The organism is Rhodanobacter umsongensis (assembly GCF_042654965.1).
Taxonomy (GTDB): Bacteria; Pseudomonadota; Gammaproteobacteria; order Xanthomonadales; family Rhodanobacteraceae; genus Rhodanobacter; species Rhodanobacter umsongensis.
In genome coordinates this window covers 203831-228859 of sequence record NZ_JBHSMK010000002.1, presented here as the reverse complement: position 1 = coordinate 228859, position 25029 = coordinate 203831, and the positions used below count along the sequence as shown (strand labels likewise).

Annotated in this window: 22 protein-coding genes; 6 read left to right on the top strand and 16 right to left on the bottom strand. The window is 67.0% G+C overall.

Annotated elements, in window-relative coordinates; genetic code table 11:
- Positions 1-20: 20 nt before the first annotated feature.
- Entirely contained in the window at positions 21-1385 is a 1365-nt protein-coding gene (gene xseA, locus ACFPME_RS01035; RefSeq protein ID WP_377301144.1) for an exodeoxyribonuclease VII large subunit, read from the bottom strand.
- Positions 1386-1482: 97 nt separating this feature from the next.
- Positions 1483-2925, bottom strand: a complete 1443-nt coding sequence (locus ACFPME_RS01030; RefSeq protein ID WP_377301142.1) for a phospholipase D-like domain-containing protein — start codon at positions 2923-2925, stop codon at positions 1483-1485.
- A gap of 66 nt (positions 2926-2991) precedes the next feature.
- On the opposite strand from ACFPME_RS01030, the gene ACFPME_RS01025 reads away from it, so the two are divergent.
- Entirely contained in the window at positions 2992-4935 is a 1944-nt protein-coding gene (locus ACFPME_RS01025; RefSeq protein ID WP_377301140.1) for an acetyl-CoA hydrolase/transferase C-terminal domain-containing protein, read from the top strand.
- Positions 4936-4993: 58 nt separating this feature from the next.
- Here ACFPME_RS01025 and ccoS read toward each other — a convergent pair whose 3' ends face one another.
- From ccoS to ccoN, 7 genes are read right to left on the bottom strand one after another with little or no spacing between them, the layout of a single operon-like run.
- Positions 4994-5185, bottom strand: coding sequence for a cbb3-type cytochrome oxidase assembly protein CcoS (gene ccoS, locus ACFPME_RS01020; RefSeq protein ID WP_377301138.1), 192 nt, complete (start codon positions 5183-5185; stop codon positions 4994-4996).
- Positions 5182-7446, bottom strand: coding sequence for a heavy metal translocating P-type ATPase (locus ACFPME_RS01015; RefSeq protein WP_377301136.1), 2265 nt, complete (start codon positions 7444-7446; stop codon positions 5182-5184). Before ACFPME_RS01015 ends, ccoS begins: the two co-directional genes overlap by 4 nt.
- Complete coding sequence (locus tag ACFPME_RS01010; RefSeq protein ID WP_377301134.1) at positions 7443-7673, bottom strand: hypothetical protein; 231 nt, start codon at positions 7671-7673, stop codon at positions 7443-7445. Before ACFPME_RS01010 ends, ACFPME_RS01015 begins: the two co-directional genes overlap by 4 nt.
- A complete protein-coding gene (ccoP, locus tag ACFPME_RS01005; protein ID WP_377301132.1) occupies positions 7657-8565 on the bottom strand; it encodes a cytochrome-c oxidase, cbb3-type subunit III in 909 nt (302 codons plus the stop codon). The genes ACFPME_RS01010 and ccoP overlap by 17 nt, the downstream gene beginning before the upstream one ends.
- Positions 8562-8747, bottom strand: coding sequence for a cbb3-type cytochrome oxidase subunit 3 (locus ACFPME_RS01000; protein WP_377301130.1), 186 nt, complete (start codon positions 8745-8747; stop codon positions 8562-8564). The genes ccoP and ACFPME_RS01000 overlap by 4 nt, the downstream gene beginning before the upstream one ends.
- Positions 8744-9394, bottom strand: coding sequence for a cytochrome-c oxidase, cbb3-type subunit II (gene ccoO, locus ACFPME_RS00995; protein WP_377301128.1), 651 nt, complete (start codon positions 9392-9394; stop codon positions 8744-8746). The genes ACFPME_RS01000 and ccoO overlap by 4 nt, the downstream gene beginning before the upstream one ends.
- A 10-nt stretch (positions 9395-9404) precedes the next feature.
- Complete coding sequence (ccoN, locus tag ACFPME_RS00990) at positions 9405-10871, bottom strand: cytochrome-c oxidase, cbb3-type subunit I (protein ID WP_377301126.1); 1467 nt, start codon at positions 10869-10871, stop codon at positions 9405-9407.
- A 350-nt stretch (positions 10872-11221) separates the two neighbouring features.
- Here ccoN and ispG point away from each other — a divergent pair, with 350 nt between their 5' ends.
- Both ispG and ACFPME_RS00980 read left to right on the top strand, forming a co-directional pair.
- Positions 11222-12481, top strand: coding sequence for a flavodoxin-dependent (E)-4-hydroxy-3-methylbut-2-enyl-diphosphate synthase (gene ispG / locus ACFPME_RS00985; protein ID WP_377301123.1), 1260 nt, complete (start codon positions 11222-11224; stop codon positions 12479-12481).
- A gap of 79 nt (positions 12482-12560) precedes the next feature.
- Positions 12561-13391, top strand: coding sequence for an HD-GYP domain-containing protein (locus ACFPME_RS00980; RefSeq protein WP_377301121.1), 831 nt, complete (start codon positions 12561-12563; stop codon positions 13389-13391).
- Positions 13392-13401: 10 nt separating this feature from the next.
- Here the strand turns inward: ACFPME_RS00980 and aat are convergent, their stop codons facing one another.
- The 3 genes from aat to trxB all read right to left on the bottom strand — a co-directional run bounded on the left by aat (position 13402) and on the right by trxB (position 16360).
- A complete protein-coding gene (aat, locus tag ACFPME_RS00975; protein WP_377301119.1) occupies positions 13402-14148 on the bottom strand; it encodes a leucyl/phenylalanyl-tRNA--protein transferase in 747 nt (248 codons plus the stop codon).
- Positions 14145-15290 (bottom strand): GNAT family N-acetyltransferase, encoded by a 1146-nt coding sequence (locus ACFPME_RS00970; RefSeq protein ID WP_377301117.1) that lies wholly within the window; start codon positions 15288-15290, stop codon positions 14145-14147. The genes aat and ACFPME_RS00970 overlap by 4 nt, the downstream gene beginning before the upstream one ends.
- A gap of 107 nt (positions 15291-15397) precedes the next feature.
- Positions 15398-16360: a thioredoxin-disulfide reductase gene (gene trxB, locus ACFPME_RS00965; protein WP_377301115.1), complete on the bottom strand. Its 963-nt coding sequence runs from the start codon at positions 16358-16360 to the stop codon at positions 15398-15400.
- Positions 16361-16577: 217 nt separating this feature from the next.
- Between trxB and ACFPME_RS00960 the strand changes: the two genes are divergently transcribed.
- The 3 genes from ACFPME_RS00960 (at position 16578) to lolA (ending at position 20798) form a co-directional block, all read left to right on the top strand.
- Complete coding sequence (locus ACFPME_RS00960; RefSeq protein WP_377301113.1) at positions 16578-17642, top strand: alanine dehydrogenase; 1065 nt, start codon at positions 16578-16580, stop codon at positions 17640-17642.
- Between the two features lie 30 nt (positions 17643-17672).
- Complete coding sequence (locus ACFPME_RS00955; RefSeq protein WP_377302800.1) at positions 17673-19997, top strand: DNA translocase FtsK; 2325 nt, start codon at positions 17673-17675, stop codon at positions 19995-19997.
- Positions 19998-20132: 135 nt separating this feature from the next.
- Positions 20133-20798, top strand: coding sequence for an outer membrane lipoprotein periplasmic chaperone LolA (lolA, locus tag ACFPME_RS00950; protein ID WP_377301111.1), 666 nt, complete (start codon positions 20133-20135; stop codon positions 20796-20798).
- Positions 20799-20830: 32 nt separating this feature from the next.
- On the opposite strand, the gene ACFPME_RS00945 is transcribed toward lolA, so the two are convergent.
- The 4 genes from ACFPME_RS00945 to ACFPME_RS00930 are packed head-to-tail and all read right to left on the bottom strand — an operon-like array spanning position 20831 to position 25029.
- A complete protein-coding gene (locus ACFPME_RS00945; protein WP_377301109.1) occupies positions 20831-21343 on the bottom strand; it encodes an NADH-quinone oxidoreductase subunit B family protein in 513 nt (170 codons plus the stop codon).
- 7 nt (positions 21344-21350) lie between these two features.
- Complete coding sequence (locus ACFPME_RS00940) at positions 21351-22895, bottom strand: hydrogenase large subunit (protein WP_377301107.1); 1545 nt, start codon at positions 22893-22895, stop codon at positions 21351-21353.
- A 12-nt stretch (positions 22896-22907) separates the two neighbouring features.
- Positions 22908-24362, bottom strand: a complete 1455-nt coding sequence (locus ACFPME_RS00935) for a hydrogenase 4 subunit F (protein ID WP_377301105.1) — start codon at positions 24360-24362, stop codon at positions 22908-22910.
- Position 24363: 1 nt separating this feature from the next.
- The gene (locus ACFPME_RS00930) at positions 24364-25029 is read right to left on the bottom strand and encodes a formate hydrogenlyase (protein WP_377301103.1); all 666 of its coding nucleotides are present in this window, start codon (positions 25027-25029) and stop codon (positions 24364-24366) included.

Below are 25029 nucleotides of genomic sequence, written 5' to 3'. Positions count from 1 at the left end.
GGGTGTCAGTTGCTGCGCGACTACCCGCGAGGCTTCGCAGCCTCCTCCACCCGCAACCCCAGCTCCCCATCGGCCAGGCGCGCGCGCAACGCCGTGCCGGTCTTGACGCCTTGCGTCGAGCGCAGCACCTTGCCGGCCTCGTCGTACAAAATGGCGTAGCCGCGTTCCAGCGTGGCCAGCGGGCTGACCGCGTGCAGGGCGCGGGCGGCTTGCTGCAGGGTGAGGCGGTCGCGTTCCAGATGGCGCTCGATGGCGCGGCGCAGGCGCTGGGTGAGCTCGGCGAGACGGTGGTGCATCAGGGGCAGGCGTTGTCGCGGGTGTTGCGCGAGCAAGCGGGACTGGGCGCGTTCGAGCTGCGACTGGCGGCCTTGCTGCTGTTCGCGCAGTGCGCCGAGCAGACGGTGATGGAGATGGATCAGGCGTTCGTGGTCGCGCTGCAGCCGCGCCTGCGGCCGCTGCGTCTGCAGCCGTGCCAGCAGGTGATCGACGCGTTGTGCGTACGCCTGCAGACGACGTTGCTGCAAGGTGACCAGGCGCTGCTGCAACTGCCGCAGGTGGCGCCCGATCGCCACCGCATCGGGCACCAGCAGTTCGGCCGCGGCCGATGGTGTCGGCGCGCGGAGGTCGGCGACGAAGTCGGCGATGCTGAAGTCGATCTCGTGGCCGACCGCACTCACCACCGGCACTGCGCTGGCATGGATCGCCCGCGCCACCGCTTCCTCGTTGAACGCCCACAGGTCTTCCAGCGAACCGCCGCCGCGGGTCAGCAACAGCACGTCGTAGCGCGCGCAGGCCGAGGCCTTGCGCAGCATCGCCACGATCGCCGGCGGCGCGTCGCGGCCCTGCACCGGCACCGGCAGTACTTCGACGTCGGCCAGCGGCCAGCGCCTGGCCAGCACGCTCAGCACGTCGCGCACGGCGGCGCCGGTGGCCGAGGTGATCACGCCGATGCGGCGCGGATAAGCGGGCAGGGCGCGCTTGCGCTGGGGTTCGAACAGACCTTCCGCGGCTAACCTGGCCTTGAGCTGCTCGAACTCGCGTTGCAGGGCGCCTTCGCCGGCCGGCTCCATGTATTCGGCGACCAGCTGGAACTCGCCACGTGGTTCGTACAGGCCGACTTTCGCGCGCAGCAGCACCTGCATGCCGTCGGCCGGGCGGAAACGAAGCGCGGAAGCCTTCAGCTTGAACATCGCGCAACGTACCTGCGCGCCGCTGTCCTTCAGCGTGAAGTACAGATGGCCGGATCCGGGCTTCGCCACGTTCGACAGCTCGCCCTCGATCCAGACCTGCGGCAGCGCGTCGCCCAGCAGGTCCCGTACCAGCCGATTGAGCGAGCTGGGGGTGAGGATGTGGCGTGGCATGGTGTCGTCGAATGGCGCTGGCATAAGGGCGCGAGCCTAGCATGCCGAAGAAGCCAAATTGTGAGAAAACATCTGCTTGACGAACGTAGTGCAGGGAGAACATCAAGCGGTGTCGCGGTGCTCAATCGTCGTCCGCCTCGCGCGGATTGCGCCCGCGCAAGCGCCAGGCGCGTATGCCGAGGTTGAGCGCAAACCAGCCGGCGAGGATCCCGAACGGCCAGCCGATCCACGCCGGCCACAGGATCGCGATCACCGCCAACAGCGCCAGCGCCAGCGTGCCGATGATCAGCGGACCACCGGAGGTATCGCCCAGGACTCGCCGGTTGCTCAGCACCGCGCCGACGCTGTTGGCGATGCGCAACGCGCCGGCGGCGGCGCGACCGGAGCTGCCGCCGCTGCGACGTACGCGCGGTCGTTCCTCGCTGCTGCGTACCCGTTCGCTGCTGCCATGGCGGCGGGGAGCGAGCACGATTTCGGTCGCGTTGTCGAGGTCCCGTTCGTATTGCGCGGCGAGCTGCCCGGCGAAACCTGCATCCTCTACCGCCACGTCCAGTTCGCGGTTGCTCAGCCAGCTGGCGATGTTGAGGTTGGACGAACCGACCCGGGCCCATTGCCCGTCGGCCACCGCCGTCTTGGCATGCAGCATCGAGCCATTCCATTCGAACACGCGGATGCCGGCTTTCAGCAGCGGTCGATAACCCGAGCGCGACAGGCTGGCCACCACCGGAATGTCGCTGCTGCCTGGCACCAGCAAGCGCACGTCCACGTCATCGCGCGCGGCCGATACCAGCGCCTGCACGTAGGGTGCAATGCCCACGAAATAGGCGTCGGTGAGCCACAGCGTCTTGCGCGCCATCGCGGCAATCAGCTGATCGAGCCGGTACATGCCGGCGGTGGCGGGCTGGGTGGCGATCAGCCGCAGCGAGACGTTGCCGACCGGTGTGGCAGGCTCCGGCAGCGGCACAAACTGCCGCAGGGCGACACCGATTTCACCCCAGCTTTGCGCAAACGCGGCTTCCAGTTCGGCCACGGCAGGCCCGCGCAGCGCCACGCCGGTGTCGCGCCATGGCGGCACGCCGCGGCCGGGGTCGCCCAGCCATTTCGCGCTGATGCATACGCCGGACAGGAAGCCGAGCACGCCATCGACGACCAGCAGCTTGCGATGGTCGCGGCTGATCCATCCGAGCGGTTGCCCCAGCTGGGGTGGATTGAACACGCGCACCTCGCCACCGGCGGCGCGCAAGGGCGCCCAGAACGCGCTGCGTGACTGGCCCAGGCAACCGACCCAATCGGCCACCACCGCGACAAACACGCCAGCCTGGGCGCGCTCCACCAGCGCATCGCGAAACATCCGGCCGACCTCGTCATCGCGGATGATGTAGTTCTCCAGCAGCACGCGCTGCCGTGCGCCGCGAATCGCTGTCAGCCAGGCGTCGTAATGGGCGGCGGCATCGATCAGCAACTCCACCGCGTTGCCGCTCAACAGCGGCGCGCCGGCGGTGCGGCTCAGCGCCTGTTCCGCCAGCAGGCGACTCGGTGTGGACGGGATCAGTGGCTTGGGCATGATCCGAGTTTAGGCGATGCCTTGCTCGCACGCTCTCTTTGGCAAGCTTCTGGCATGATCTTTCGCATGCCGATCGAGCGCCGATATACCGACACCGATGCCTGCGCGGATTTCCTTGCCGAGGAACTGGGGCCGGACCTGCGCATTGCCGCGCCGCTGGGGCTGGGCAAGCCGCATGGGCTGCTCAACGCGCTGTATCGGCTCACCGGCGCCGACGGCAGCCGCTCGCTGCGGTTGTACACCGCGCTGTCGCTGACCCGGCCGCAGCCGAAACCGGGGTTGGAGCGGCGATTCCTCGGACCGTTCCTCAAGCGTCATTTCGGCGCCGATCAGGTCGATCCGCAGTACGCGCTCGACCAGGCGCGCGATGCGTTGCCGCCGAATGTCGAGGTGCACGAGTTCTACCTGCAATCCGGCTCGCTGCTGCGCTCGCGCAGTGCGCAGCGCAGCTACATCAGCCAGAACTACACCCACGTCGCCCGCGATCTGGTGGTGCAGGACATCAATGTGCTGGTGCAGCTGGTGGCGCGACGCGAGGGGCCCGATGGTGTGCGCTACAGCCTGTCGTGCAACCCGGACCTGACCCTGGATTTCCTGCGCCAGGTACAGCTCGCCGGCAAGCAGCGGCCGATGTGTGTAGCCGTGGTGCATCCGGACCTGCCGTACCTGAGCGGCAATGCCGAGGTGTCGGAAGCCTATTTCGACGTCGAGCTCTGCCCGCAGGCGTCGCCGTCACTGTTCGCGCTGCCGCGGTCGCCCGTCGACCTGGCCGAGTATGCGTTGGGACTGCACGCCAGTGCGCTGGTCAAGGATGGTGGCTGCCTGCAGGTTGGCATCGGCGCGCTGTCCGACGCACTGGTCAAGGCGCTGCTGCTGCGTCAGCAGGACAACACCCAGTGGCGACGCGCGCTGGTGGCGCTGGACCGCGGCGGTGCCACGCACGCGCTGGCTGGCTGGATCGGCGGCCTGGCGGCGTTCGAGACCGGCCTGTATGGCGCCAGCGAAATGGTGATGGACGGCTTCATGCACCTGCAGCGCGGTGGCATCCTGAAGCGGCGCAGCTGGGACAATCTCGCGCTCGAACGGGCCTCCGCCGCGGGGCGGCTGGCCGCCGACGTGCCTGGCGGACACTACCTGCGTGGCGCCTTCTTTCTGGGCTCGCGCGAGCTGTACGAATGGCTCGATGCCACCGAGGCGGCCGACCCCGATGCGATCGACATGTGCGCCGTGTCAAACGTCAACCAGCTCTACGGCGACCATCAGGCGCTGGCGGTGCTGCAGCGGCGCGGTGCGCGATTCTTCAACACCTGCATGATGGCGACCCTGCTTGGTGCAGCGACGTCCGAGACGCTGGACGATGGCTCGGTGGTCAGCGGCGTCGGTGGCCAGTACAACTTCGTGGCGATGGCGCATGAGCTTCCTGACGGCCGCTCGGTGTTGCTGTTGCGTGCCACCCGGCAGGTGCGCGGCGGCATCGAGAGCAATATCCGCTGGAACTACGCCCAGACCACCATTCCACGCCATCTTCGCGATATCTACGTGACCGAATATGGCGTCGCCGATTTACGTGGCAAAAGCGACAGCGAATGCATCGAAGCCATGCTGGCGATCAGCGACGCCCGCTTTCTCGATGCGTTGTGCGCCGAAGCGAAGGCGCATGGCAAGCTGGCCGCGGATTTCGTGATACCCGAAGGATGGCGCAGGCATCGCCCTCGCCATCTGCGCGAGGCCTTGCTGCCGTTCCAGCAGAAGGGGCTGTTGCCGAAGTTTCCATTCGGCAGCGATTTCACCGAGGTCGAACAGCGCCTGCTGCCCGCGCTTGGCTGGTTGAAGAACAGCGGCAGCACCTGGCGCGGCAGGCTGCGCCTGGTGCGCGCGTCGCTGCATCCGGGCGAACCGGCGACGGGAGAACACGAGGCGCTGGCGCGGATGGGGCTGAGTGCGCCGACCCGATGGTCCGACCGGCTTCAGCAACGATTGCTGCAGGCCGCCTTGCGCCGCAAACCCTGAGAAGCCCGATGGCGCGATTCTTTGCCGCGGGCGGCGCTTCGATCCGGCAGGCGCGCCGCTACGCTTTGGGCGAATGCGTGGCGTTGGGTGGGGTCGCATGCTCCGCTGGCGCCGGCTCGTCCAGCAAAGGCAGGATGGCGGGACTGTCCAGGTCATCGAACTGCTGGTGGTTCACCGCCCAGAAGAACAGCGCTACCGCGACCAGCAGCACCAGTACCGTGACCGGGATCAACACCAGCAGGATGTTCATGCGCGCAGCTCGCGCGGGCGCGATGCCGGAAGGAGAGCGTCCGCACGATGCTCGGCCGTGCCGTGGCGGCCGACGCGCAACGCGTTGAGCACCACCACCAGCGAGCTCAGCGACATGCCGATGCCGGCCAGCCACGGCGGCACGAAGCCGAATGCGGCAAATGGCACGGCGCACAGGTTGTAGAACAGCGCCCAGCGCCGGCTCTGCGTCATCACCTGTTGCACATGGCGGGAGACCGCGCGTGCATCGACAAGGCCATCCAGACGTCCATCCAGCAACAACAGATCGGCATGCGCCTGGGCCAGTTCGGTGCCGGAGGCCAGTGCGGCGGAAACGTCGGCGCCGGCCAGTAGCGGGGCGTCGTTGCTGCCGTCGCCGACGGCCAGCGTGATGTGGCCGTTGCGGCGCGCCGCCAGCAGGCGCTCGAGCTTATCGGCGGGCGACTGGCGCGCGTGCCAGTCGTCGATATCCAGGAGCTGGGCCAGCGCGGCCACGCGCGTTGCGGTATCGCCACTGGCAATCACTGGCGTGATGCCATCGGCGCGCAGCGTGTCGAGCATGCGGCGGGCGTCCCCGCGCGGCTGTTCGTCCATGCGGAACGTCGCGATGGCACCCTGCTCGTCGGCCAGCATCAAGCCAGCGGCCGCCGCCGGGGCGGATGGCTGGCCGCTGGCGGCGAGCGCGAAATCGGCGCGGCCCAGACGAAGCATGCGGCCGTCGATCAGTCCGCTGATGCCCTCGCCGGCACTGACCAGTACCGACTGCGCGCGCAATGGCAACGCATGCTGACGCGCTGCATCGGCAAGCGCACGGGCCAGTGGGTGAGAGCTTTCGTGAGCCAGCGCGGCAGCCAGTTGCAGCACCTGATCCGGCGTATCGCCGCGCAGGGGGTCGACCGCGCCGCGATCCAGTTGCGGCATGCTCAGCGTGCCGGTCTTGTCGAACAGCGCGTAGTCGACCTTTGCCAGCGTGGCGAGCGCGGCGCCATCGGTGACCAGCACGCCGCGACCTGCCAGCACGCCGAGCGCGCGGGTCAGCGTGGCTGGGCGGGTAAGCGCGAACGCGCAGGGGCACGCCACCACCAGCACTGCCACGGCGGCCTCGAACGCGCGCGCGGGATCGACCAGCAGCCAGCCCAGCGCGGTGAGTGTCGTCAGCAGCAGCACGCGGCCGACGAACCGGCCGATCTCGCGGTCGCTGCCGCCGAGCAGGTTGCGCGCCTGTCGTGCGCGAACGGCCAAGGCGCCCAGCCGCGCCACGCTGGTGGCCGCGCCGCCGTGCTCCACGCGCATCTCGGCCGGGCCGGACAGCAGCACGCTGCCGGCAATCATCCGCTCGCCACGTACCCGGCACAGCGGGCGGGACTCGCCCGACAGCAGCGCCTCGTCTACTTCCACGCGCGCGCTTTCCAGCACGCCGTCCGCCGGGACGGTGCTGCCTTCGGCGATGTGCACGCGATCACCGGGCAGCAGGGTGATGGCGGCGACCGTTTCCAGTTCGCCATCGGCGCGCCGGCGTTGCGCCAGCAAGGGCGAAGCATCGATCACCGCGTCGCCCAGCGCGCCGCTGCGATGGCGCGAGCGCAGTTCCAGATAGCGCCCACCGAGCAGCAGGAACACGAACATGGTCACCGAGTCGAAATAGATCTCGCCGCTGCCGCGCAGCGTGTTTAACGCGCTGGCCAGGAACACCAGCCCCACCGCCAGCGCCACCGGCAGGTTGATGCCGACCCGGCGCTCGCCCAGCTCGCGCACGGCGCCGCTGAAGAACGGCTGCGCCGAGTAGAACACCACCGGCAAGGTGGTCAGCAGGCCCAGCCAGCGGAACAGGTTGCGCGTGCTGAAATCGACGAAATCGACCACGCCGATGTAGATCACAAAGGCATAGGTCATCACCTGCATGGCGCACATGCCGGCGACCAGAAGGCGCTTCAGCGCATCGTGCTGCTCGTGCGAGCGGTTGTCGTCGATGCTGCCGTGCTGCAGCGGTTGCGCCGGGCAGCTCGCGGCGGCGAAGTTGTCGAGCAGGGCAGGCAGCGAGGTGCGCCGCGCGTCCCATACGATCCGCACGCAGCGTGCGGTGCGGTCGATGCTGACCCGGTGTACGCCGGGCAACCCGTGGATGCGCTGCTCCAGCCACAGGATCCGGCGGGGGTCGTGCAACGATTCCACCCGCAGAGCGATCTCGCTGCAGCCGTCGCGGCGGCTGCGCAACACCTGCGCTGCCAACTGCGGGTTCGCCCATGCTGCATGCGGGTTCATCGCGGCGGATCCACCGGCGGCGGATGGGGGCCGCTATGCGCGCTGACCGGTACGCCGAAGACAGTATGCGAGGTATCCAGCGGCGTGTCGGCGTGGTGCACGCCCAGCACGATCATCCAGATGCAACCCGCCAGCGAGGCGACGAAGATGACGATGCCCAGCCACAGCACCGGCTGGCGATACCATGCCGACGACGTGCGGGTGGCGATGTCATTGGCGGCTTGCATCGGCCTTATGTGACAGTTGATAGACATAGGCGGCGAGCATGTGGACCTGGTCATCGGACAGACGCGGGCTCCACGCCGGCATGTGGCCCTGGCGACCCTCGCCGATGGTCTTCTCGATGTCGGCCACGCTGCCGCCATGCAGCCAGACGTGATCGGTGAGGTTGGGTGCACCCAGTGCCTGATTGCCCTTGCCTTCGGCGCCGTGGCAGGCGGCGCAGGTAGCGAACATCGGTTTGCCGGCGGCCGCCTTGGCTGCGTCATGCGGGGAACCGGACAGGCTCAGCACGTACTGCGCGAGATTCTTCACGTTGTCCGCGCCGAGGCTGGCCCATGGCGGCATCACGCCGCTGCGGCCATTGCGGATCGAGGCGACGATGTCGTTGCCGGCGCCGCCGTAAAGCCAGTCGTTGTCGCTCAGATCGGGAGCGCCGAGTGCCATGTTGCCCTTCGCGCTGCGCTGATGGCAGGCGGCGCAATTGTCTTCGAACAATACCTTGCCCATCTGGAGGGCCTCCGGGTCACTGGCCAGCTGCTCGACCGGATACATCCTGAAGCGCTCCATCAACGGGGCGAGCCTGGCGTCGTTGGCGGCCACGTTGCGCGCCAGTTCGCCATGCGCCGTCCAGTTCAGCGCGCCCTTGTGGCTGCCGAAGCCGGGGAACAGATACAGGTAGGTAAAGGCGGCCACGAACATGCTGGCCGAGAACACCACCCACCAGCGCGGCAGCTTGCGCACGCCTTCTCGCAGCACGCCGTGCGCCCAGACATGGCCGCTGGTGCCGTCGGGCAAGGTCGGGATCTTCGCGCGCGGGCCCCACAGGAACAGGAACAGCGTGATGCCCATGTTGAGCACCACCAGAAACATCACCCACAACGACCATCCCGAGCTCATGGGCGCGCCTCCTTCGTGTCGTTATCGGCGGGTTCGTCTTCCATCGGCAGCCGCGCCATGCGATTGAACGTGCGCTTGTGCTGCTTGTGCCAGGCCCAGATCCAGATGGCGATGAAGGTGACCATCATCAGCAGGATGATGGCCCCGGCGACGTGGCCCCAGACCGGGCTCACGGGCGTCACGGCGCACCCCCATCGCTGGCGGCGGCAGCGGTCGGCGTGGGTTCGTTGCGGATGCCCAGGCCTTGCAGGTAGGCGATCAGCGCGTCCATCTCGGTCTTGCCGCCCACTGCGGCAGGAGCCGCGGCAATCTCGGCGTCGCTGTAGGGATCACCCAGCCTGCGCAGGGTGCGCATGCGTGCCTGTATATCGGCGCCATCGAGTTTCCGATCGGCCAGCCACGGGTAGCCGGGCATGTTGGATTGCGGCACCACCTGGCGCGGTCCCATCAGGTGCATGCGTTGCCAGGCATCGGAATACTTGCCGCCCACGCGCGCCAGATCCGGCCCGGTGCGCTTGGAACCCCACTGGAAGGGACGGTCGTAGACCGACTCCTCGGCGGTGGAGAAATGCCCGTAACGCTGAGTCTCGAAACGCAGCGCGCGGATCATCTGCGAGTGGCACAGGTAGCAGCCCTCGCGCACGTACACATCCTTGCCGGCCAGGCGCAATGGGTCATAGGGAAGCACGCCCGGCGGTGCCTTCATCGAATGCGCTTCCATGAACAGCGGCGTGATCTCGGCCAGGCCGCCGAGCGACACCATGATCGCAATCAGGATGCCGAGCAGGCCGGCGTGTTTCTCGATCGCTTCGAAATGCTTGTAAGCCATGACGTCGTCCTCAACCGGCCGCAGGAAGCGGGGCGGGTACCTGATGCGGCACCGGCTCGGGGATCGGCACCGGGATCGGCTTGATCAGCCGCGCCCGCGCATCCGCCGCGGTGTACCAGAGGTTCCATGCCATCACCCACATGCCAGAGAGGATGCACACGCCGCCCAGCCAGCGGATCAGGTACATCGGCTTGATCGCGATCAGGCTGTCCAGGAAGCCGTAGGTGAGCGCGCCGTCGGGCTGGGTGGCGCGCCACATCAGGCCTTCGGTGACGCCGGCGGTCCACATCGACCCCACGTACAGCAAGGTGCCCGTGATGTGCAGCCAGAAATGCAGCTCCATCCCGCGATTGGAATGCATCTCCGGCCGCCCCAGCGCGCGCGGCGCCATCGCGTAGAGCGAGCCGATGGTGATCATCGCCACCCAGCCGAGCGAGCCGGAGTGCACGTGGGCGATCGTCCAGTCGGTGTAGTGCGACAGCGAGTTCACCGTCTTGATCGCCATCATCGAACCCTCGAAGGTCGATGCGGCGTAGAACACCAGCGACATCACCATGAACTTGGCGGCGGGGTCGGTCTTGAGCCGCCACCACGAGCCGTTGAAGGTGAGCAGGCCGTTGGCCGCCGAGCCCAGGCTGGGCATCAGCAGCACCAGCGAGAACGCCATGCCGACCGACTGCACCCAGTCGGGCAGGGCGGTGTACATCAGGTGGTGCGCGCCGGCCCACATGTAGACCGAGATCAGCGCCCAGAAATTGACGATCGAGAAGCGGTAGCTCCACAGCGGCTGCTGCGCCTGCCGCGGCACGAAGTAATACATCATGCCGAGGAAGCCGGCGGTGAGGAAGAACGCCACCGCGTTGTGGCCGTACCACCACTGCACCATCGCATCGACCACGCCCGAGTAGATCGGGTAGGACTTGAACAGCGACACCGGCAGGGCGAGGTTGTTGACGATGTGCAGCAGGCCCACCGCGATGATGAACGCGCCGTAGTACCAGTTCGCCACGTAGATATGCTTGATGCGCCGACGCGCCAGGCTGGCGAAGAACACCGTGCCGAAGCTCACCCAGACCACGGCGATCAAGATGTCGATGAACCATTCCGGCTCGGCGTACTCTTTGCTCTGGGTCAGACCGAGCGGCATGGAAACCATCGCCAGCACGCACACCAGCTGCCAGCCCCAGAAGGTGAACCCTGCCAGCTTTCCCAGCGCCAGCCGCGCATGCCCGGTGCGCTGCACCACGTAATAGCAGGTACCCATCAGCGCCGAGCCGCCGAACGCGAAGATCACCCCGAAGGTGTGATCGGGGCGGATCCGGCTGAAGGTCAGCCACGGGAGGTCGAAGTTCAGCACGGGCCACATCAGCTCGGCCGCGGCGTAGACGCCGACCGACATGCCGATGATGCCCCACACCGCCGCGGCCAGCAGGAACTGGCGCACGACCTTGTCGTTGTAGTACTCGGTGTTCGGCATGCGGTCTCCCAATCGATCCCTGCAGTATTCGTTCAAGCATGACGGCGTGCCATGACACCGATCAATTCGCTGCGGCAATTCGTCCTGGTCGGCATGTCGCGCGGATCGGCCGCATGAGTCGCCCGCTCCGTTCGGCAAGGCGGCGGCCGTACCGGCCTGGATCGCGTGTTCCCGCGGCCTGCGGCCAACGGCGGGCTCCGGACGGTTCGAAAATGGCAGCCTCGTCGTGGTCGGCAGCCACGGCTTGTTCCGGTCAGGTTGCGCTGATTTGCCACAGGATGGCAAGCCCGATCGGGTATCCTTGGCGGTGTCGTCGCGGCCCCGTCGCGACCTGTCTTCCGGTTGATCCCATGAGTGAAATTGCATCGCAGAAACCGCGCCCGGCCGAACCCGGTCGGCGCCGGCCCAGTGTGGCCGTGCAGATCGGCAAGGTGAAAGTGGGCGGCACGGCGCCGATCGTGGTGCAGTCCATGACCAATACCGACACCGAAGACCCGGCCAGCACCGCGAAACAGATCGCCGAACTGGCCCGTGCCGGCTCCGAGCTCGTTCGTATCACGGTGAACACGCCGGCCGCCGCCGCCGCGGTGCCGCGCATTGCCGAGCGACTGGCGATGATGGGCGTGGACGTGCCGATCATCGGCGACTTCCACTACAACGGCCATCAGCTGCTGGAACGCGAGCCGGCCTGCGCCGAGGCGCTGGCGAAATACCGCATCAACCCGGGCAACGTCGGTTTCGGCAAGAAGCGTGACACCCAGTTCGCCTCGATCATCGAACTGGCGTTGCGCTACGCCAAGCCGGTGCGCATCGGCGTCAACTGGGGCTCGCTCGACCAGAGCATGCTGGCGGCGCTGATGGATGAGAATGCGTTGCGCGCGGACCCGTGGGACGCGTCGCGCGTGGCGCGTGAAGCACTGATCCGTTCGGCCCTGGATTCCGCTGCGCAGGCGGAAAGCATCGGCCTGGCGCGCGATCGCATCATCCTGTCGTGCAAGGTCTCCGGCGTGCAGGAACTGATTGCGGTGTATCGCGACCTGGCGGCGCGTTGCGACTATGCCTTGCACCTGGGCCTGACCGAGGCGGGCATGGGATCGAAGGGCATCACGGCGTCCAGTGCCGCCCTGGCGGTGCTGCTGCAGGAAGGCATCGGCGACACCATCCGCATCTCGCTGACGCCGGAACCCGGGGCCTCGCGCACCGGCGAGGTGATCGTGGCGCAGGAGCTGCTGCAGACGATGGGCCTGCGGGCGTTCACCCCGCTGGTTACCGCCTGCCCGGGTTGCGGCCGCACCACCAGCGAGTTCTTCCAGGAACTGGCCAAGACCGTGCAGGAGCACGTGCGCGAGCAGATGCCGTTGTGGCGCGTGAAATACGACGGCGTGGAGAACCTCACGCTGGCGGTGATGGGCTGCATCGTCAACGGCCCGGGCGAATCCAAGCACGCCAACATCGGCATCTCGCTGCCCGGCAGCGGCGAGGCGCCGGCCGCGCCGGTGTTCATCGACGGCGCCAAGGCAATGACCCTGCGCGGCGACAACATCGCCAACGAGTTCGTAGGCATCCTCGACGATTACGTGGCGCGCAAGTACGCGGCCCGGGCGGGCTAGTTCGGGTCGTCGTGTGGATGGCGCCGAATCCCGTCGACAGGCGGCTTGCGCTGTGACAAGAATGCGCGAGAAAAGCATCTTGCAGAGGTCTGCAGTGGCGATGAGTCCCCAGTTCCGCACCGCCTCCGTGTACCTGATGATCGCCGCACTGTGGATATGGTTTTCCGATCAGGCGCTGAACGCGCTGGTCAGCGGCCAGGCGGAGCTCACCTTCCTGCAGAGCATCAAGGGCTGGCTGTTCGTGCTGGCCACGGCACTGGTGCTGTACTGGATGATCGGGCGCGACCTGCGTCGGCTGGAGGCGCTCAACCAGGTACTGCGCAACGGCCACGAGCAATCCTTGCGCGTGCTGGTGTCCGCGCTGGACATCCGCCACAAGGAAACCGGCGACCACTCCGAGCGGGTGATGCGCGTGGCAGTGGGCCTGGCGAAACTGGCCGGTGTTCGCGGCAAGTCGCTGCATGACCTGACCTTCGGTGCGTTGCTGCACGACATCGGCAAACTGGCCTTGCCGGATGCGATCCTGCTCAAGCCGGGCAAACTGGACGACCACGAGATGGCGCATATGCGCCTGCACCCGCAGATCGGCCACGACCTGCTGCAACGCGTGGACTTCCTGCGTGCGGCCGGCGACATTCCCTATGGCCATCATGAGCGTTGGGACGGTGGCGGCTACCCACGGGGTTTGCGCGGCGAGGCGATCCCGCTGCAGGCGCGGATATTCAGCGTGGTCGACGTGTGGGATGCACTGATCACCGCCCGCGTCTACAAGGCGGCGTGGCCCGAGACGGAAGTGCTGGATTATCTGCGCGACGTCGCCGGCAGCCAGCTCGATCCGGGCCTGGTGGCGCTGTTTCTGGACAATTACGAAGACCTCAAGGCGCTTGGCCGCCCGGCCGAGGTCGGCTGAACGGGTGTGGTCAGCTCGACTGCGCGGGGGCGGAATCCGGTCCCGGTCGCAGCAGGCGCGGGGTGAGATCGGCCCAGCTGCCGACGCGCCCGGGCGACTGGCCCAAACGGGCGACCTCCTGCAGGAACTGCCCGCGCGGCATGTCGATGGCGCCCAGCCCCAGTGTGTGCGGGTTGCTGACCTGAGTGTCGATCAGCGGGAAGTCCAGCTCGTGCAGCAGCCGGCCAAGCGCGACCAGTGCGATCTTGGAGCCGCCGCTTTCGGCGCTGAACATGGACTCACCGCAGAACAACCGGCCCATCGCCACGCCATAGATGCCGCCGACCAGCTGCCCGCGATCCCACACCTCAACGCTGTGCGCGTGACCCAGCCGGTGCAATTGTTCGTACGCGTCGATCATCGCCGGCACCAGCCACGTGCCAGGGTCACCCGCACGCGGCGCGGCGCAGGCACGGATCACGGCGTCGAACGCGTGGTCGATGGTCAGCCGCCACTGCTTGCCAGCGAGCTGGCGGCGCAGGCTGCGATTCACCTTCAGCCTTTCCGTGTAGAACACGCAGCGCGGATCGGGCGACCACCACAGGATCGGTTCGCCCTCGCCGAACCATGGAAAGATGCCACGGCTGTATGCCGCCAGCAGCCGTCGCGGCGACAGGTCGCCACCGAACGCGAGCAGGCCGTTGGGCTCGGTCAACGCCTGGCGCGGATCGGGGAAGCGATCGGTGGCATCGGGGTCCAGCAGCGGCAGGCGTTTCATCGTTCGCCCCGGGCATGATCGGCAAACGGGCTGTGCTCCAGCAGCTCGGCGGCATAAGCATCGACCGCCGCCGCCTCACTGGCCAGCGCCGCCGCGACGGCGGTGCGAAAGCCCGGATTCTGCAGATAGTGCCGCGAATGCGTGCGCACTGGCACGAAGCCGCGCGCGAGCTTGTGCTCGCCCTGGGCACCAGGCTCGAAACGGGTCAGCTTGTTGGTGATGGCGTAGTCGATGCCGCGGTAATAGCACAGCTCGAAATGCAGCCCCGGCACGTTCACCGACGCGCCCCAGTAGCGTCCATACAGCACGCAGTCGCTTTGCACGAACAACGCCATCGCGACGATGGTTTCCCCGTGCCGCGCCAGCGCCATCTGCGCGGTCCGGCCCAGTTCGCCGAGCTGGCGGAAGAACGCGGCCGTGAGCGCGGCATGATTGCCCTTGGCGTCGAATGTTTCCGTGTACAAGGCATGCACCCGCTGCCATTCGGCGGTGCTCAGCGTATCGCCGCTGCGCCACTCGATGGCGAGGCCGCTGGCGGCAACCTGCTGGCGTTCGCGCAGGATGTTCTTGCGCTTCTTGTGGCTCAGTGCGGCTAGGAAATCCGGGAAATGGCGGTAGCCGTGGTTGTGCCAGTGGAACTGCACGTCCGAACGAGCCAGCCAGTTTTCATCGAACGCAGCCAGTTCGTTCGGTTGCAGAAAGTTGGCATGCACCGAGGACAGCCCCATGCGATCGGCCTCGCCCCGCATCGCCTCGACCAGGGCTCGCTGCAGCTGCGGCGCGCGTTGGCCGTTGCCGGCCAGCAGGCGCGGTCCCGGCACGGGCGAGTAGGGCACGCCATTGAGCAATTTCGGGTAATAGTCGCCGCCGGCGCGCTCCCACGCGCGGGCCCAGCTCCAGTCGAACACGAACTCGCCATGCGAGTTGCCTTTCAGGTACAGCGGTGCGGCAGCGACCAGCCGGCCATCTTCGTACAAGCCGAGGTGATGGGCCTGCCAGCCCCACTCGGGGCGGATGCAATCGCTGTGCTCCAGCGCGGCGAGAAACGCATGGGAGACGAACGGATTGGCGTCGGTGCGCAGCGCATCCCACGCCGCGGCAGGCAGTTCGGCAAGTGCTGCGTGGAAGCGGGGAGTGAGCATGGACTGGTTATAGATGATTTTCTGCCAGATGCCTCGCAGGCCTCCACGAGAACGGAGATGAGCAAGAGCTTTTCCGCTCCCCCAGCTGCGCCGGGGGAGCAAGAGCATCAGCTGGCTGGCGTCTGCTGGTCCAGCCAGCGTTCGGCGTCCAGCGCGGCCATGCAGCCGAAGCCGGCCGACGTGACGGCCTGACGGTAAACATGGTCGGCCACGTCGCCGGCGGCGAACACGCCCGGCACCGAGGTCATCGTGGCCATGCCGTGCTGGCCGCCGTGGATCCTGATGTAGCCGTCGTGCATGTCGAGCTGGCCTTCGAAGATGCCGGTGTTCGGCGTATGCCCGATCGCCACGAAGAAGCCGGTGGCTTCGATGTCGCGGGTGGCGCCGGAGTTGACGTCCTTCACGCGCACGCCGGTGACGCCGGTGTCGTCGCCCAGCACCTCGTCGATGGCGTGGTTCCAGACCAGCTCGATCTTGCCGGCGGCAGCCTTCTCGAACAGCTTGTCCTGCATGATCTTCTCTGCGCGCAGCTTGTCGCGGCGGTGCACCAGGTAGACCTTGCGGCCGATGTTGGCCAGGTACAGCGCCTCCTCGACCGCGGTGTTGCCGCCGCCGATCACCACCACGTCCTGGTCGCGGAAGAAAAAGCCGTCGCAGGTGGCGCAGGCCGAAACACCCTTGCCCTTGTATTTCTCCTCGCTGGCGATGCCGAGGTACTTGGCGGTGGCGCCGGTGGCGATGATCAGCGCGTCGGCGGTGTACTCGCCGGAGTCGCCCTTGAGCCGGAACGGGCGCTGCTTCAGGTCCACCGTGTGGATGTGGTCGAAGATCATCTCGGTGTGGAAGCGCTCGGCGTGCTCGGCCATGCGCTGCATCAACGCCGGGCCCTGCAGGCCCTCGACGTCGCCCGGCCAGTTGTCCACGTCGGTGGTGGTCATCAGCTGGCCGCCCTGTTGCAGGCCGGTGATCATGGTCGGCTTCAGGTTGGCGCGGGCCGCGTACACCGCGGCGGTGTAACCGGCGGGGCCGGAGCCGAGGATCAGCAGGCGGCTGTGCTTGGTGGTGCTCATGGTTGGTATAATCCTTGGGTTTACCGATGGCCTGACACTTCATTCGCTGCAGCCCCGGCACGGTTTCCTCAAGCGGGCCAGCGAGCGATGGCGGGTTGCGTGACCCCGCAAGGATGGGGAATACCCTCGGCCGATTCAAGGTAGACGACGGACTCAACGACACCACCGCGGCGTTTGCGCGATGGATTTACAACGTGCTCCCACAGGATTCTTTTCCATGCGTATCGGTATCCCCTCCGAAACCAAGACCCTCGAAGGTCGTGTTGCTCTCGTTCCTGCCGCCGCCGCCGATCTGGTGCGCCGTGGCCATGAAGTGTTCATCCAGGCGGGAGCAGGCCTGAAGAGCGGCTTTGCCGACGAAGCCTATGTCAAGGAAGGCATCAAGATCCTGCCCGACGCCGCGGCGCTGTACGAGGCCGGCGAGCTGATCGTCAAGGTGAAGGAGCCGGTCGCCGGCGATCTGGCCCTGCTGAAGAAGCACCACTTGCTGTTCTGCTACCTGCATCTGGCGGCCGAGCCGGAGCTGACCAGGAGCCTGCTCGACATCGGCCTGACCGGGGTGGCGTTCGAGTCGGTGGAAGAAAACGGCGTGCTGCCGCTGCTGCTGCCGATGTCGGTGATTGCCGGCCGCATCGCCACGCAGATCGGCACTACCCTGCTGCATCGTCCGCAGGGCGGCAAGGGCAAGCTGCTCGGCGGCATGGCCTCCACCCCGCGTGGCAAGGTGGTGGTGCTGGGCGCGGGTGCTGCTGGTGGCGCGGCTGCCGCGCTGGCCGCTGCCGCGGGTGCCAACGTGGTGGTGTTCGACAAGCGCCAGGACCGCCTGGCCGAGATGATGGCGATGGGCCCGAACGTCACCGCGCTGTATGCCTACGAGTCGTCCGTGGCCGAGGAAGTGCGCGACGCCGACATCGTCGTCGGCGCGGTGCTGGTGCCCAGCGCCAAGGCGCCGCGGGTGGTCACCGAGGCGATGGTCAAGACGATGGAGCCGGGCAGCGTGCTGGTGGATATCGCGATCGACCAGGGCGGCTGCTTCGAGACCTCGCACCCGACCTCCTGGAAGGAGCCGACCTACGACGTCCACGGCATCACGCACTTCTGCGTGACCAACATGCCCGGCGCCGTGCCGCAGACCTCGTCGCTGGCGATCTCGGCCGCGATCCTGCCGTATGTGCAGCGCCTGGCTGCCGGCAACGAATGGCGCGAGTTCGCCCCGTTGAGCGGCGGCATCAACGTCGACGGCGGCAAGCTGGTGCATCCTGCGCTGCAAGGTATGCTCTGACCCTTGGCAGTCAGGAAGGGGGCACCCAAGGTGGCGCGCAGCGCGAATGTGAGACAACAACCGAGGGAAGGCCTCAGCGAGGAGCTGAAGCGCCGGCTGCGTGAAGCCGGCGCCTTGCTGTTGCTGCCATTGGCCCTGTATCTGCTGGTATGCCTCTTCAGCTACAACCCGCATGACCCAAGCTGGACGAATGCCGGCCAGCTGGAGCATGCGCACAACTTCGGCGGCACCGTCGGCGCCTATGTCGCCGACCTGCTGCGCTGGATCTTCGGCCTGGTCGCCTACTGCTTCCCGCTGCTGCTGCTGTTGCTGGGCGTGCAGGTGCTGCGCCAGCGCGACGAAAGGATCGTGCATCCATGGGAGCCGGCGCTGCGGTTGATCGGCTTCGTGTTCTTCTTCATCACCGGGCCGGCGCTGCTGTTTCTCAATTTCCACGAGCCGGTGCTGCCGCAAGGTGTGGGCGGCATCATCGGCGTGTGGGTGGGCGAGGCCCTGCTCAGCGCGTTCGGCGCCAAGGGCGCACCGCTGCTGTTGCTGGCGCTGTTCCTGATCGCGGTCACGCTTGCCACCGGGCTGTCGTGGTTCAAGGTGATGGACTGGACCGGGCAGGGCGTGCTGAAACTGGCCGGCTGGGTCCGCGGCAAGTGGCGCGATGCGCCGCAGGCCATGGCGGCGCGGCAGGCGCGCACCGAGCGCGAGGTGGTCAAGAAGGCCGATGCGGTGAAGCAGGCCAGGCGTGAGCCGGTGCGCATCGAGGCGCCGCCCCAGCCGGTGACCAAGAGCGAGCGGGCCAGGCTGGAGACGCAGATTCCGTTGTTCACCGGCGCCGCCACGCCCGGCGAATTGCCGCCGCTGTCGCTGCTGGACGAAGCGCCCCCGCAAGGTCCGGGCTACTCCGAGGAAACCCTCGAAGTGCTCTCGCGCCAGGTCGAGTTCAAGCTCAAGGATTTCAAGATCGAGGCCAAGGTTGTCGGCGCCTATCCGGGCCCGGTGATCACCCGTTTCGAGATGGAGCCTGCACCGGGTATCCGGGGCTCGCAGGTATCGAGCCTGGACAAGGACATTGCGCGCGGCCTGTCGGTAGTCAGCGTGCGCGTGGTCGACGTGATCCCCGGCAAGAACGTGATCGGGCTGGAGATCCCCAACACCCACAAGCAGATCGTGTATCTCTCGGAGATCCTGCGCTCGGACAAGTACGACCAGCTGAAGTCGCCGCTGGCGCTGGCGCTGGGCAAGGACATCGGTGGCAAGCCGGTGGTGGTCGACCTGGCCAAGATGCCGCATCTGCTGGTGGCCGGCACCACCGGTTCGGGCAAGTCGGTGGCGGTCAATGCGATGGTGCTGAGCCTGCTGTACAAGGCCAGCGCGAAAGACGTGCGGATGATCATGATCGACCCGAAGATGCTGGAACTCTCGGTCTACGAGGGCATCCCGCACCTGCTCGCGCCGGTGGTCACCGACATGAAGGAGGCCGCCAATGCGCTGCGCTGGTGCGTCGCCGAAATGGAGCGCCGCTACAAGCTGATGGCCGCGGTCGGCGTGCGCAACCTCGGCGGCTTCAACAAGAAGGTGAAGGACGCCGAGAACGCCGGACAGCCGCTGCTCGATCCGCTGTTCCGGCCCAACCCCGACATGCCGAACCTGGCCGCCGAACCGCTGGAGCCGCTGCCGTACATCGTGATCATCATCGACGAGTTCGCCGACATGATGATGATCGTCGGCAAGAAGGTCGAGGAGTTGATCGCCCGCCTGGCGCAGAAGGCGCGCGCCGCCGGCGTGCACCTGATCCTGGCGACCCAGCGGCCGTCGGTGGACGTGATCACCGGCCTGATCAAGGCGAACATCCCTACCCGCATCGCGTTCCAGGTGTCATCCAAGATCGACTCGCGCACCATTCTTGATCAATCCGGCGCTGAGGCGCTGCTTGGGCATGGCGACATGCTGTACCTGCCGCCGGGCACGGCCACGCCGGAGCGTGTGCACGGCGCCTTCGTCGACGATCACGAGGTGCATCACGTTGTCGCCTGGCTGAAGTCGCAGGGTGCGCCGAACTACATCGAGGGTGTGCTGGAAGAGGCGCAACCGACCAGCGACGGCAAGTTCATCAACGACTCCGGCCTGCCGCAGGATGGCGAAGAGGGCGGCGGCGATGCCGATACGCAGTTGTACGACAAGGCGGTAGCGGTGGTCACGCAGACCCGGCGGGCCTCGATCTCCGGCGTGCAGCGCCACTTGCGCATCGGCTACAACCGCGCCGCACGGCTGGTCGAGCAGATGGAGCAGGATGGCGTGGTCAGCGCTCCGCAGCACAACGGCAACCGCGAAGTGCTGGCGCCGCCGCCGCCGAAGAACTGAGCGTCTGCTGGTAGTGGCAGCTGCAGTCGCGATGCGCCTGGGTGAACAGGGCTCATCGCGACTTCGGTGCTCCTACCGTTCGGTTAAGCCAGGACGACCCACAATCTACCGCCATCGCCACCCTCGGGAAACCCGATGAAACGCTTCATGATCGCCCTGTCCGCCGCCGCTCTGGCGCTGTCGCTGAACGCCGTGGCGCAGGCCGCCACCGGCCCGGCGCGTGCGCGGCTGGATGCGTTCGCCACCGGGCTGCACTCGCTCACCGGGCATTTCACGCAGTCGTTGACCGACCTCAACGGGCACAGCAGCAAATCGAGTTCGGGCACGCTGGCGCTGGAGGCCCCGCGGCAATTTCGCTGGGACACTCTGGCGCCTTACAAGCAGACCATCGTGGCTGACGGCAGCCGGGTGTGGATGTACGACCCCGAACTCGAACAGGTCACCGTGCGCATCCAGAGCACCGAGGAGGCGCACAGCCCGCTGACCGTGCTGACCGACGTCAAGCAGTTGGACCGCAATTTCAAGGTCGCCGAACAGGGCGAACACGACGGGCTGAGCTGGCTGCGGCTCACCTCCACCGGAAAGGATCCGCAGTTCGACTACGCCGACCTCGGCTTCGACGCGAACGGCCTGGCCCGCATGACGTTCCGCGACCAGCTCGGTTCCACCACCGACATCCGCTTCTCCGGCTGGCGGCGCAACGCGCCGATTCCGCCGGCCACCTTCAACTTCGTGCCGCCGAAGGGCGCCGACGTGATCGGGGACGCACCAGTGATCGACGTGCAGCCGCTGAAGGACTGATCGGACCTGGCAGGGTGTCGAAAAATACCCTGCTAGGCGCGGCGCTGCTGGGTGATCTGCAGCAGACCTTGCAGTAGCGCCAGCGGCGTGGGTGGGCATCCGTTGATTACGATGTCGACCGGAATGACGGCGCTGACCGAGCCACGTGTCGCGTAGCTCGCTCCGAACACGCCACCGCAAGCGGCGCAGTCACCGACCGCCATGACCCATTTGGGATCGGGCATCGCCTCGTAGGTGCGCCTGAGCGCCTCTTCCATGTTGACCGAGACCGGGCCGGTGACCAGCAGCACGTCGGCGTGCCGCGGGCTGGCCACGAACGCGATGCCGCTGCCCTCGAGGTTGTAGTACGGGTTGGACAGTGCCTGGATCTCCAGCTCGCAGCCATTGCACGAGCCCGTATCCACATGGCGAATGCGCAGTGCGCGCCCGAACACCGACGTCAGATTCCGCCGCACTTTATCCAGCGGCAGTTCGGATGCTTCGGATCGCGGCGTGGCTTCGCTGAGGATGCCGGTGCGTCGGATGCGGGTCAGGATATCGAACATGCTGGCATCACCCGTCGTGACCGCTGTAGGCGAGGTTGAAAGATTTGTTGATGAGCGGGAAGTCCGGCACGATGTTGCCGTGGATCGCGTACTCCACCAGCGGCCAGTTCTGCCAGGAGGGGTCGTGCGCATGGCAGCGCCGTACGCGATTGTCCGCTGCAGTTTGCAGCGCGATCAGTACCGGGCCGCGCCAGCCCTCGATCAGGCCAAGTCCGAGTTGGCCGGGTGGTGCGACCGGTAGCGTGACCAGGCTTGGCCCCGCCGGAAGCGTTTCGAGCAGCGACCGGCATAGTCGCAGCGACTCGATGGTTTCGTCGAAGCGCACCTGTACGCGGGCGGCGACGTCGCCGCCCGTGCACAGCACGCGCCGGGGCTGCAGCCGATCGTAGGGTGGCCATGGCAGATCGATGCGCACGTCCTGCGCGATGCCCGAGGCGCGCCCGGTCAGGCCCAGCGCGCCGTGTTCCCTGGCCAGTTCGGGACTGAGCCGACCGGTGTCGCGGAAACGGTCCTGCAGGCCGGGATGGTCGTCGTAGATGGCGCGCAATGTGGCCACCGCCTGTTCCAGCATCGTAGCCTCGTCGAACATGGCGCGGATCGCGCGAATGCCGAGGTCGGCGGCGACCCCGCCGGGGACCAGGTAGTCGAACAGATAGCGTTGTCCGAAGGCCTCCTGGTTGAGGCGCACTAGCTGTTCCTTGAGGCTGGAGAACTGCACCAGCCCGAACGCCAGGCCCGCATCGTTGCCGAGTGCCCCGAGGTCGCCCAGGTGATTGGCGAGGCGTTCGCGCTCGAGTGCCAGCGCACGCAGGGACGCAGCGCGATACGGCAGCTCGATGTCCGTGATCGCCTCCAGCGCAGCACAGTAGGCCCATGAAAAGGCCACCGTGCTGTCGCCGCAGATCCGTGCGGCGAGGCGATGACCCTCCGTCAACGGCTGCCCTTCGAAACGCTTGGCAATGCCCTTGTGGGCGTAGCCCAGGCGGACTTCCAGACGCAGCACTTTCTCGCCCACCACGGAAAAGCGGAAATGCCCCGGCTCGATCGTGCCGGCGTGCACTGGACCGACGGCGATCTCGTGCACGCCGTCGCCGCTCACCGGCACGAACGGATACGGCGCCGGATTCGCTGGCGGAGCTTGCGCGGGGTCGCTGTCCCGACGCAGCGGAAAATGATCGTCAGCCCATCCGTCATGCCGCAGCCAGGGGCGGGGGTCGCCCGTGTCGGCCCGTATCCCGAGCAGATCGCGCACGGCGCGCTGCAGCCGGTCGGCCACCGGGAACCAGTCGACCAGCGACGGATACACCGGTGTGGTCGCGGGCATCGCATGTTGCAGCAACAGCACCTGATCGGGCAGCAGGAAGGCGGCGAAGATGCGGAACATGCCGTCGACGTCCCGATCATCGGCGCCCCACAGCGCAAGCAGACAGGCGTCCAGGTCGTGCAGGCTCTGCGCGCTCTGCGACCACTGCGTGGCATCGACCAATACGCGGCGCACCGCCACGTTGGCGGGTAACCCGGTGCCTTCGCGTTCGAAAAAGTCAGTGGGCATGCAAGTACTCCATCAGCCGGCCATCAGGCGGGCGGCCAGCCGGTACCACTCGGCCAGCGCCGGCGGTATGTACACGCCCAGCATCAGCACGATCGCCAGATGCACGAATACCGGCACCAGCGCCGGCGAATGCGGTAGCGGCCTGGCATCGGTATCGCCGAACACCATCGGCTGAACCCGGCTGAAGATGGCGGCAAAAGCGACCGCCAGCGCGATCAGCAGGATCGGCGTGGCCCACGGATGATCGCGCATCGCGGTGGTGAGGATCAGGTACTCGCTGGCGAACACGCCAAACGGCGGCATGCCAAGAATCGCCAATGATCCGAGCATCAGTCCCCAGCCCACGCTGGGATGCAGCGTCAGCAAGCCGCGGATGCCGTCCATGCGCTGGGTGCCGGCGCTCTGCGCGGCGTGACCGGCGGTGAAGAAGATGGCCGACTTGGTCAGCGAGTGCACCGTCATGTGCAACAGCCCGGCGAAATTCGCCACCGGCCCGCCCATGCCGAAGGCGAACGTGATGATGCCCATGTGTTCGATCGATGAATACGCGAACAGTCGCTTGATGTCGCGCTGACGCCACAGGTAGAAGCTGGCCAGCAGGGTCGACAGCAGTCCGAAGCCCATCAGCATATGGCCGGGCAACACTGAATGCAGCGCGCCATCGGCGAGGATCTTGCAACGCATGACCGCATACAGCGCCACGTTCAACAGCAGCCCCGAGAGCACCGCCGACACCGGGGTCGGGCCTTCGGCATGCGCATCGGGCAACCAGTTGTGCAGCGGTGCCAGACCGACCTTGGTGCCGTAGCCGACCAGCAGGAACACGAATGCCAATCCCATCACCCGCGGCTCCAACTGCCCCTTGACCGCGTCCAGGTGGGTCCACAGCAGCGCGTCCATGTCGCTTCCGCCCAGCAGCCCCTCGGCAGCCACGTACAGCAGGATCGTGCCGAACAGCGCCAGCGCGATACCGACACCGCACAGGATGAAATACTTCCACGCGGCCTCGATGCTGGCGCGTGTGCGATACAGCGACACCAGCAATACCGTCGACAGGGTGGCCGCTTCCATCGAGACCCACAGAAACCCCATGTTGTTGGTGGTGAGCGCAATGAACATCGCGGCCATGAACAACTGGTACATGCTGTGGTACAGACGCAGCCGTCCCGGCGAGAGCTGCCCGTGCCCGGCCTCGATGCGCATGTAGGGGCGCGAGAACACCGCGGTGGTGAAGCCGACCAGCGCCGTCAGCGCCACCAGGAACACGTTGAACGGGTCGATGAAGAACTGCTCGTGGGCGACCGTCATCGGGCCGCCGTGGATGATCCGCACCACCAGCGCGGCAGCCGCGAACAGGGTGGCCAGGCTTACCGCGACATTCACCTCGGCGGCATACCGCTGCGCCCCGACCACGGCGAGCAGGGCGGCACCGAGCAGGGGGAACCCCAACACCAGCAGGATCTCCACGTCAGTCCTCCTTGAGTGATTCGAGATGCTGCAGGTCGAGGCTGTCGAACTGTTCGCTGATCTGGAAGAAGAAGACGCCGAAGATGAACACGCCCACCAGCAGATCCAGCGCGATGCCCAGCTCCACCACCAGCGGCATGCCGTAGGTGGTGCTGGTGGCGGCGAAGAACAGCCCGTTCTCCAGCGCCAGGAAACCGATCACTTGGGTGAACGCCTTGCGCCGCGCCAGGATCATCAGGAACGCCAGCAGCACCACCGCCAGCGCGATGCCCAGCGTGCGCCGGATGATCGTGGTGGCCAGCGCGCTGACCGGCTGCGCCAGACCGAACGCGAAGATCACCAGCACCAGCCCGACCAGCATCAGGGTCGGCACATTGACCAGCGGCTCGTTGTCGCGTTCGATGCCCAGCTTTCGCATCAGGCGCAGCAGGATCCACGGCAGCAGGCCTACCTTCAGCAGCAGCGTGAGGGCGGCCGAGTAGTACAGATGGCTCTGATGGGCGGTGGCGGCCACCAGCGCGGTGGATGCCACCAGCATCACGCCCTGCCACACCAGCAGGGAGACCAGCCGCCGGCTGCGCCGCTCGGCGAGCATCGCGAACGAAATCAGCAGCAGTGCGCCGGCCAGCATCTGCAGCACCTGGGTGGCGAGGTTCATCGTGGCCAT

Coding starts and splice junctions, on each gene's coding strand:
- xseA (WP_377301144.1), bottom strand. CDS start 1,385: ATGCCAGCGCCATTCGACGACACCATGCCACGCCACATCCTCACCCCC.
- ACFPME_RS01030 (WP_377301142.1), bottom strand. CDS start 2,925: ATGCCCAAGCCACTGATCCCGTCCACACCGAGTCGCCTGCTGGCGGAA.
- ACFPME_RS01025 (WP_377301140.1), top strand. CDS start 2,992: ATGCCGATCGAGCGCCGATATACCGACACCGATGCCTGCGCGGATTTC.
- ccoS (WP_377301138.1), bottom strand. CDS start 5,185: ATGAACATCCTGCTGGTGTTGATCCCGGTCACGGTACTGGTGCTGCTG.
- ACFPME_RS01015 (WP_377301136.1), bottom strand. CDS start 7,446: ATGAACCCGCATGCAGCATGGGCGAACCCGCAGTTGGCAGCGCAGGTG.
- ACFPME_RS01010 (WP_377301134.1), bottom strand. CDS start 7,673: ATGCAAGCCGCCAATGACATCGCCACCCGCACGTCGTCGGCATGGTAT.
- ccoP (WP_377301132.1), bottom strand. CDS start 8,565: ATGAGCTCGGGATGGTCGTTGTGGGTGATGTTTCTGGTGGTGCTCAAC.
- ccoO (WP_377301128.1), bottom strand. CDS start 9,394: ATGGCTTACAAGCATTTCGAAGCGATCGAGAAACACGCCGGCCTGCTC.
- ccoN (WP_377301126.1), bottom strand. CDS start 10,871: ATGCCGAACACCGAGTACTACAACGACAAGGTCGTGCGCCAGTTCCTG.
- ispG (WP_377301123.1), top strand. CDS start 11,222: ATGAGTGAAATTGCATCGCAGAAACCGCGCCCGGCCGAACCCGGTCGG.
- aat (WP_377301119.1), bottom strand. CDS start 14,148: ATGAAACGCCTGCCGCTGCTGGACCCCGATGCCACCGATCGCTTCCCC.
- ACFPME_RS00970 (WP_377301117.1), bottom strand. CDS start 15,290: ATGCTCACTCCCCGCTTCCACGCAGCACTTGCCGAACTGCCTGCCGCG.
- trxB (WP_377301115.1), bottom strand. CDS start 16,360: ATGAGCACCACCAAGCACAGCCGCCTGCTGATCCTCGGCTCCGGCCCC.
- ACFPME_RS00960 (WP_377301113.1), top strand. CDS start 16,578: ATGCGTATCGGTATCCCCTCCGAAACCAAGACCCTCGAAGGTCGTGTT.
- lolA (WP_377301111.1), top strand. CDS start 20,133: ATGAAACGCTTCATGATCGCCCTGTCCGCCGCCGCTCTGGCGCTGTCG.
- ACFPME_RS00945 (WP_377301109.1), bottom strand. CDS start 21,343: ATGTTCGATATCCTGACCCGCATCCGACGCACCGGCATCCTCAGCGAA.
- ACFPME_RS00940 (WP_377301107.1), bottom strand. CDS start 22,895: ATGCCCACTGACTTTTTCGAACGCGAAGGCACCGGGTTACCCGCCAAC.
- ACFPME_RS00930 (WP_377301103.1), bottom strand. CDS start 25,029: ATGGCCACGATGAACCTCGCCACCCAGGTGCTGCAGATGCTGGCCGGC.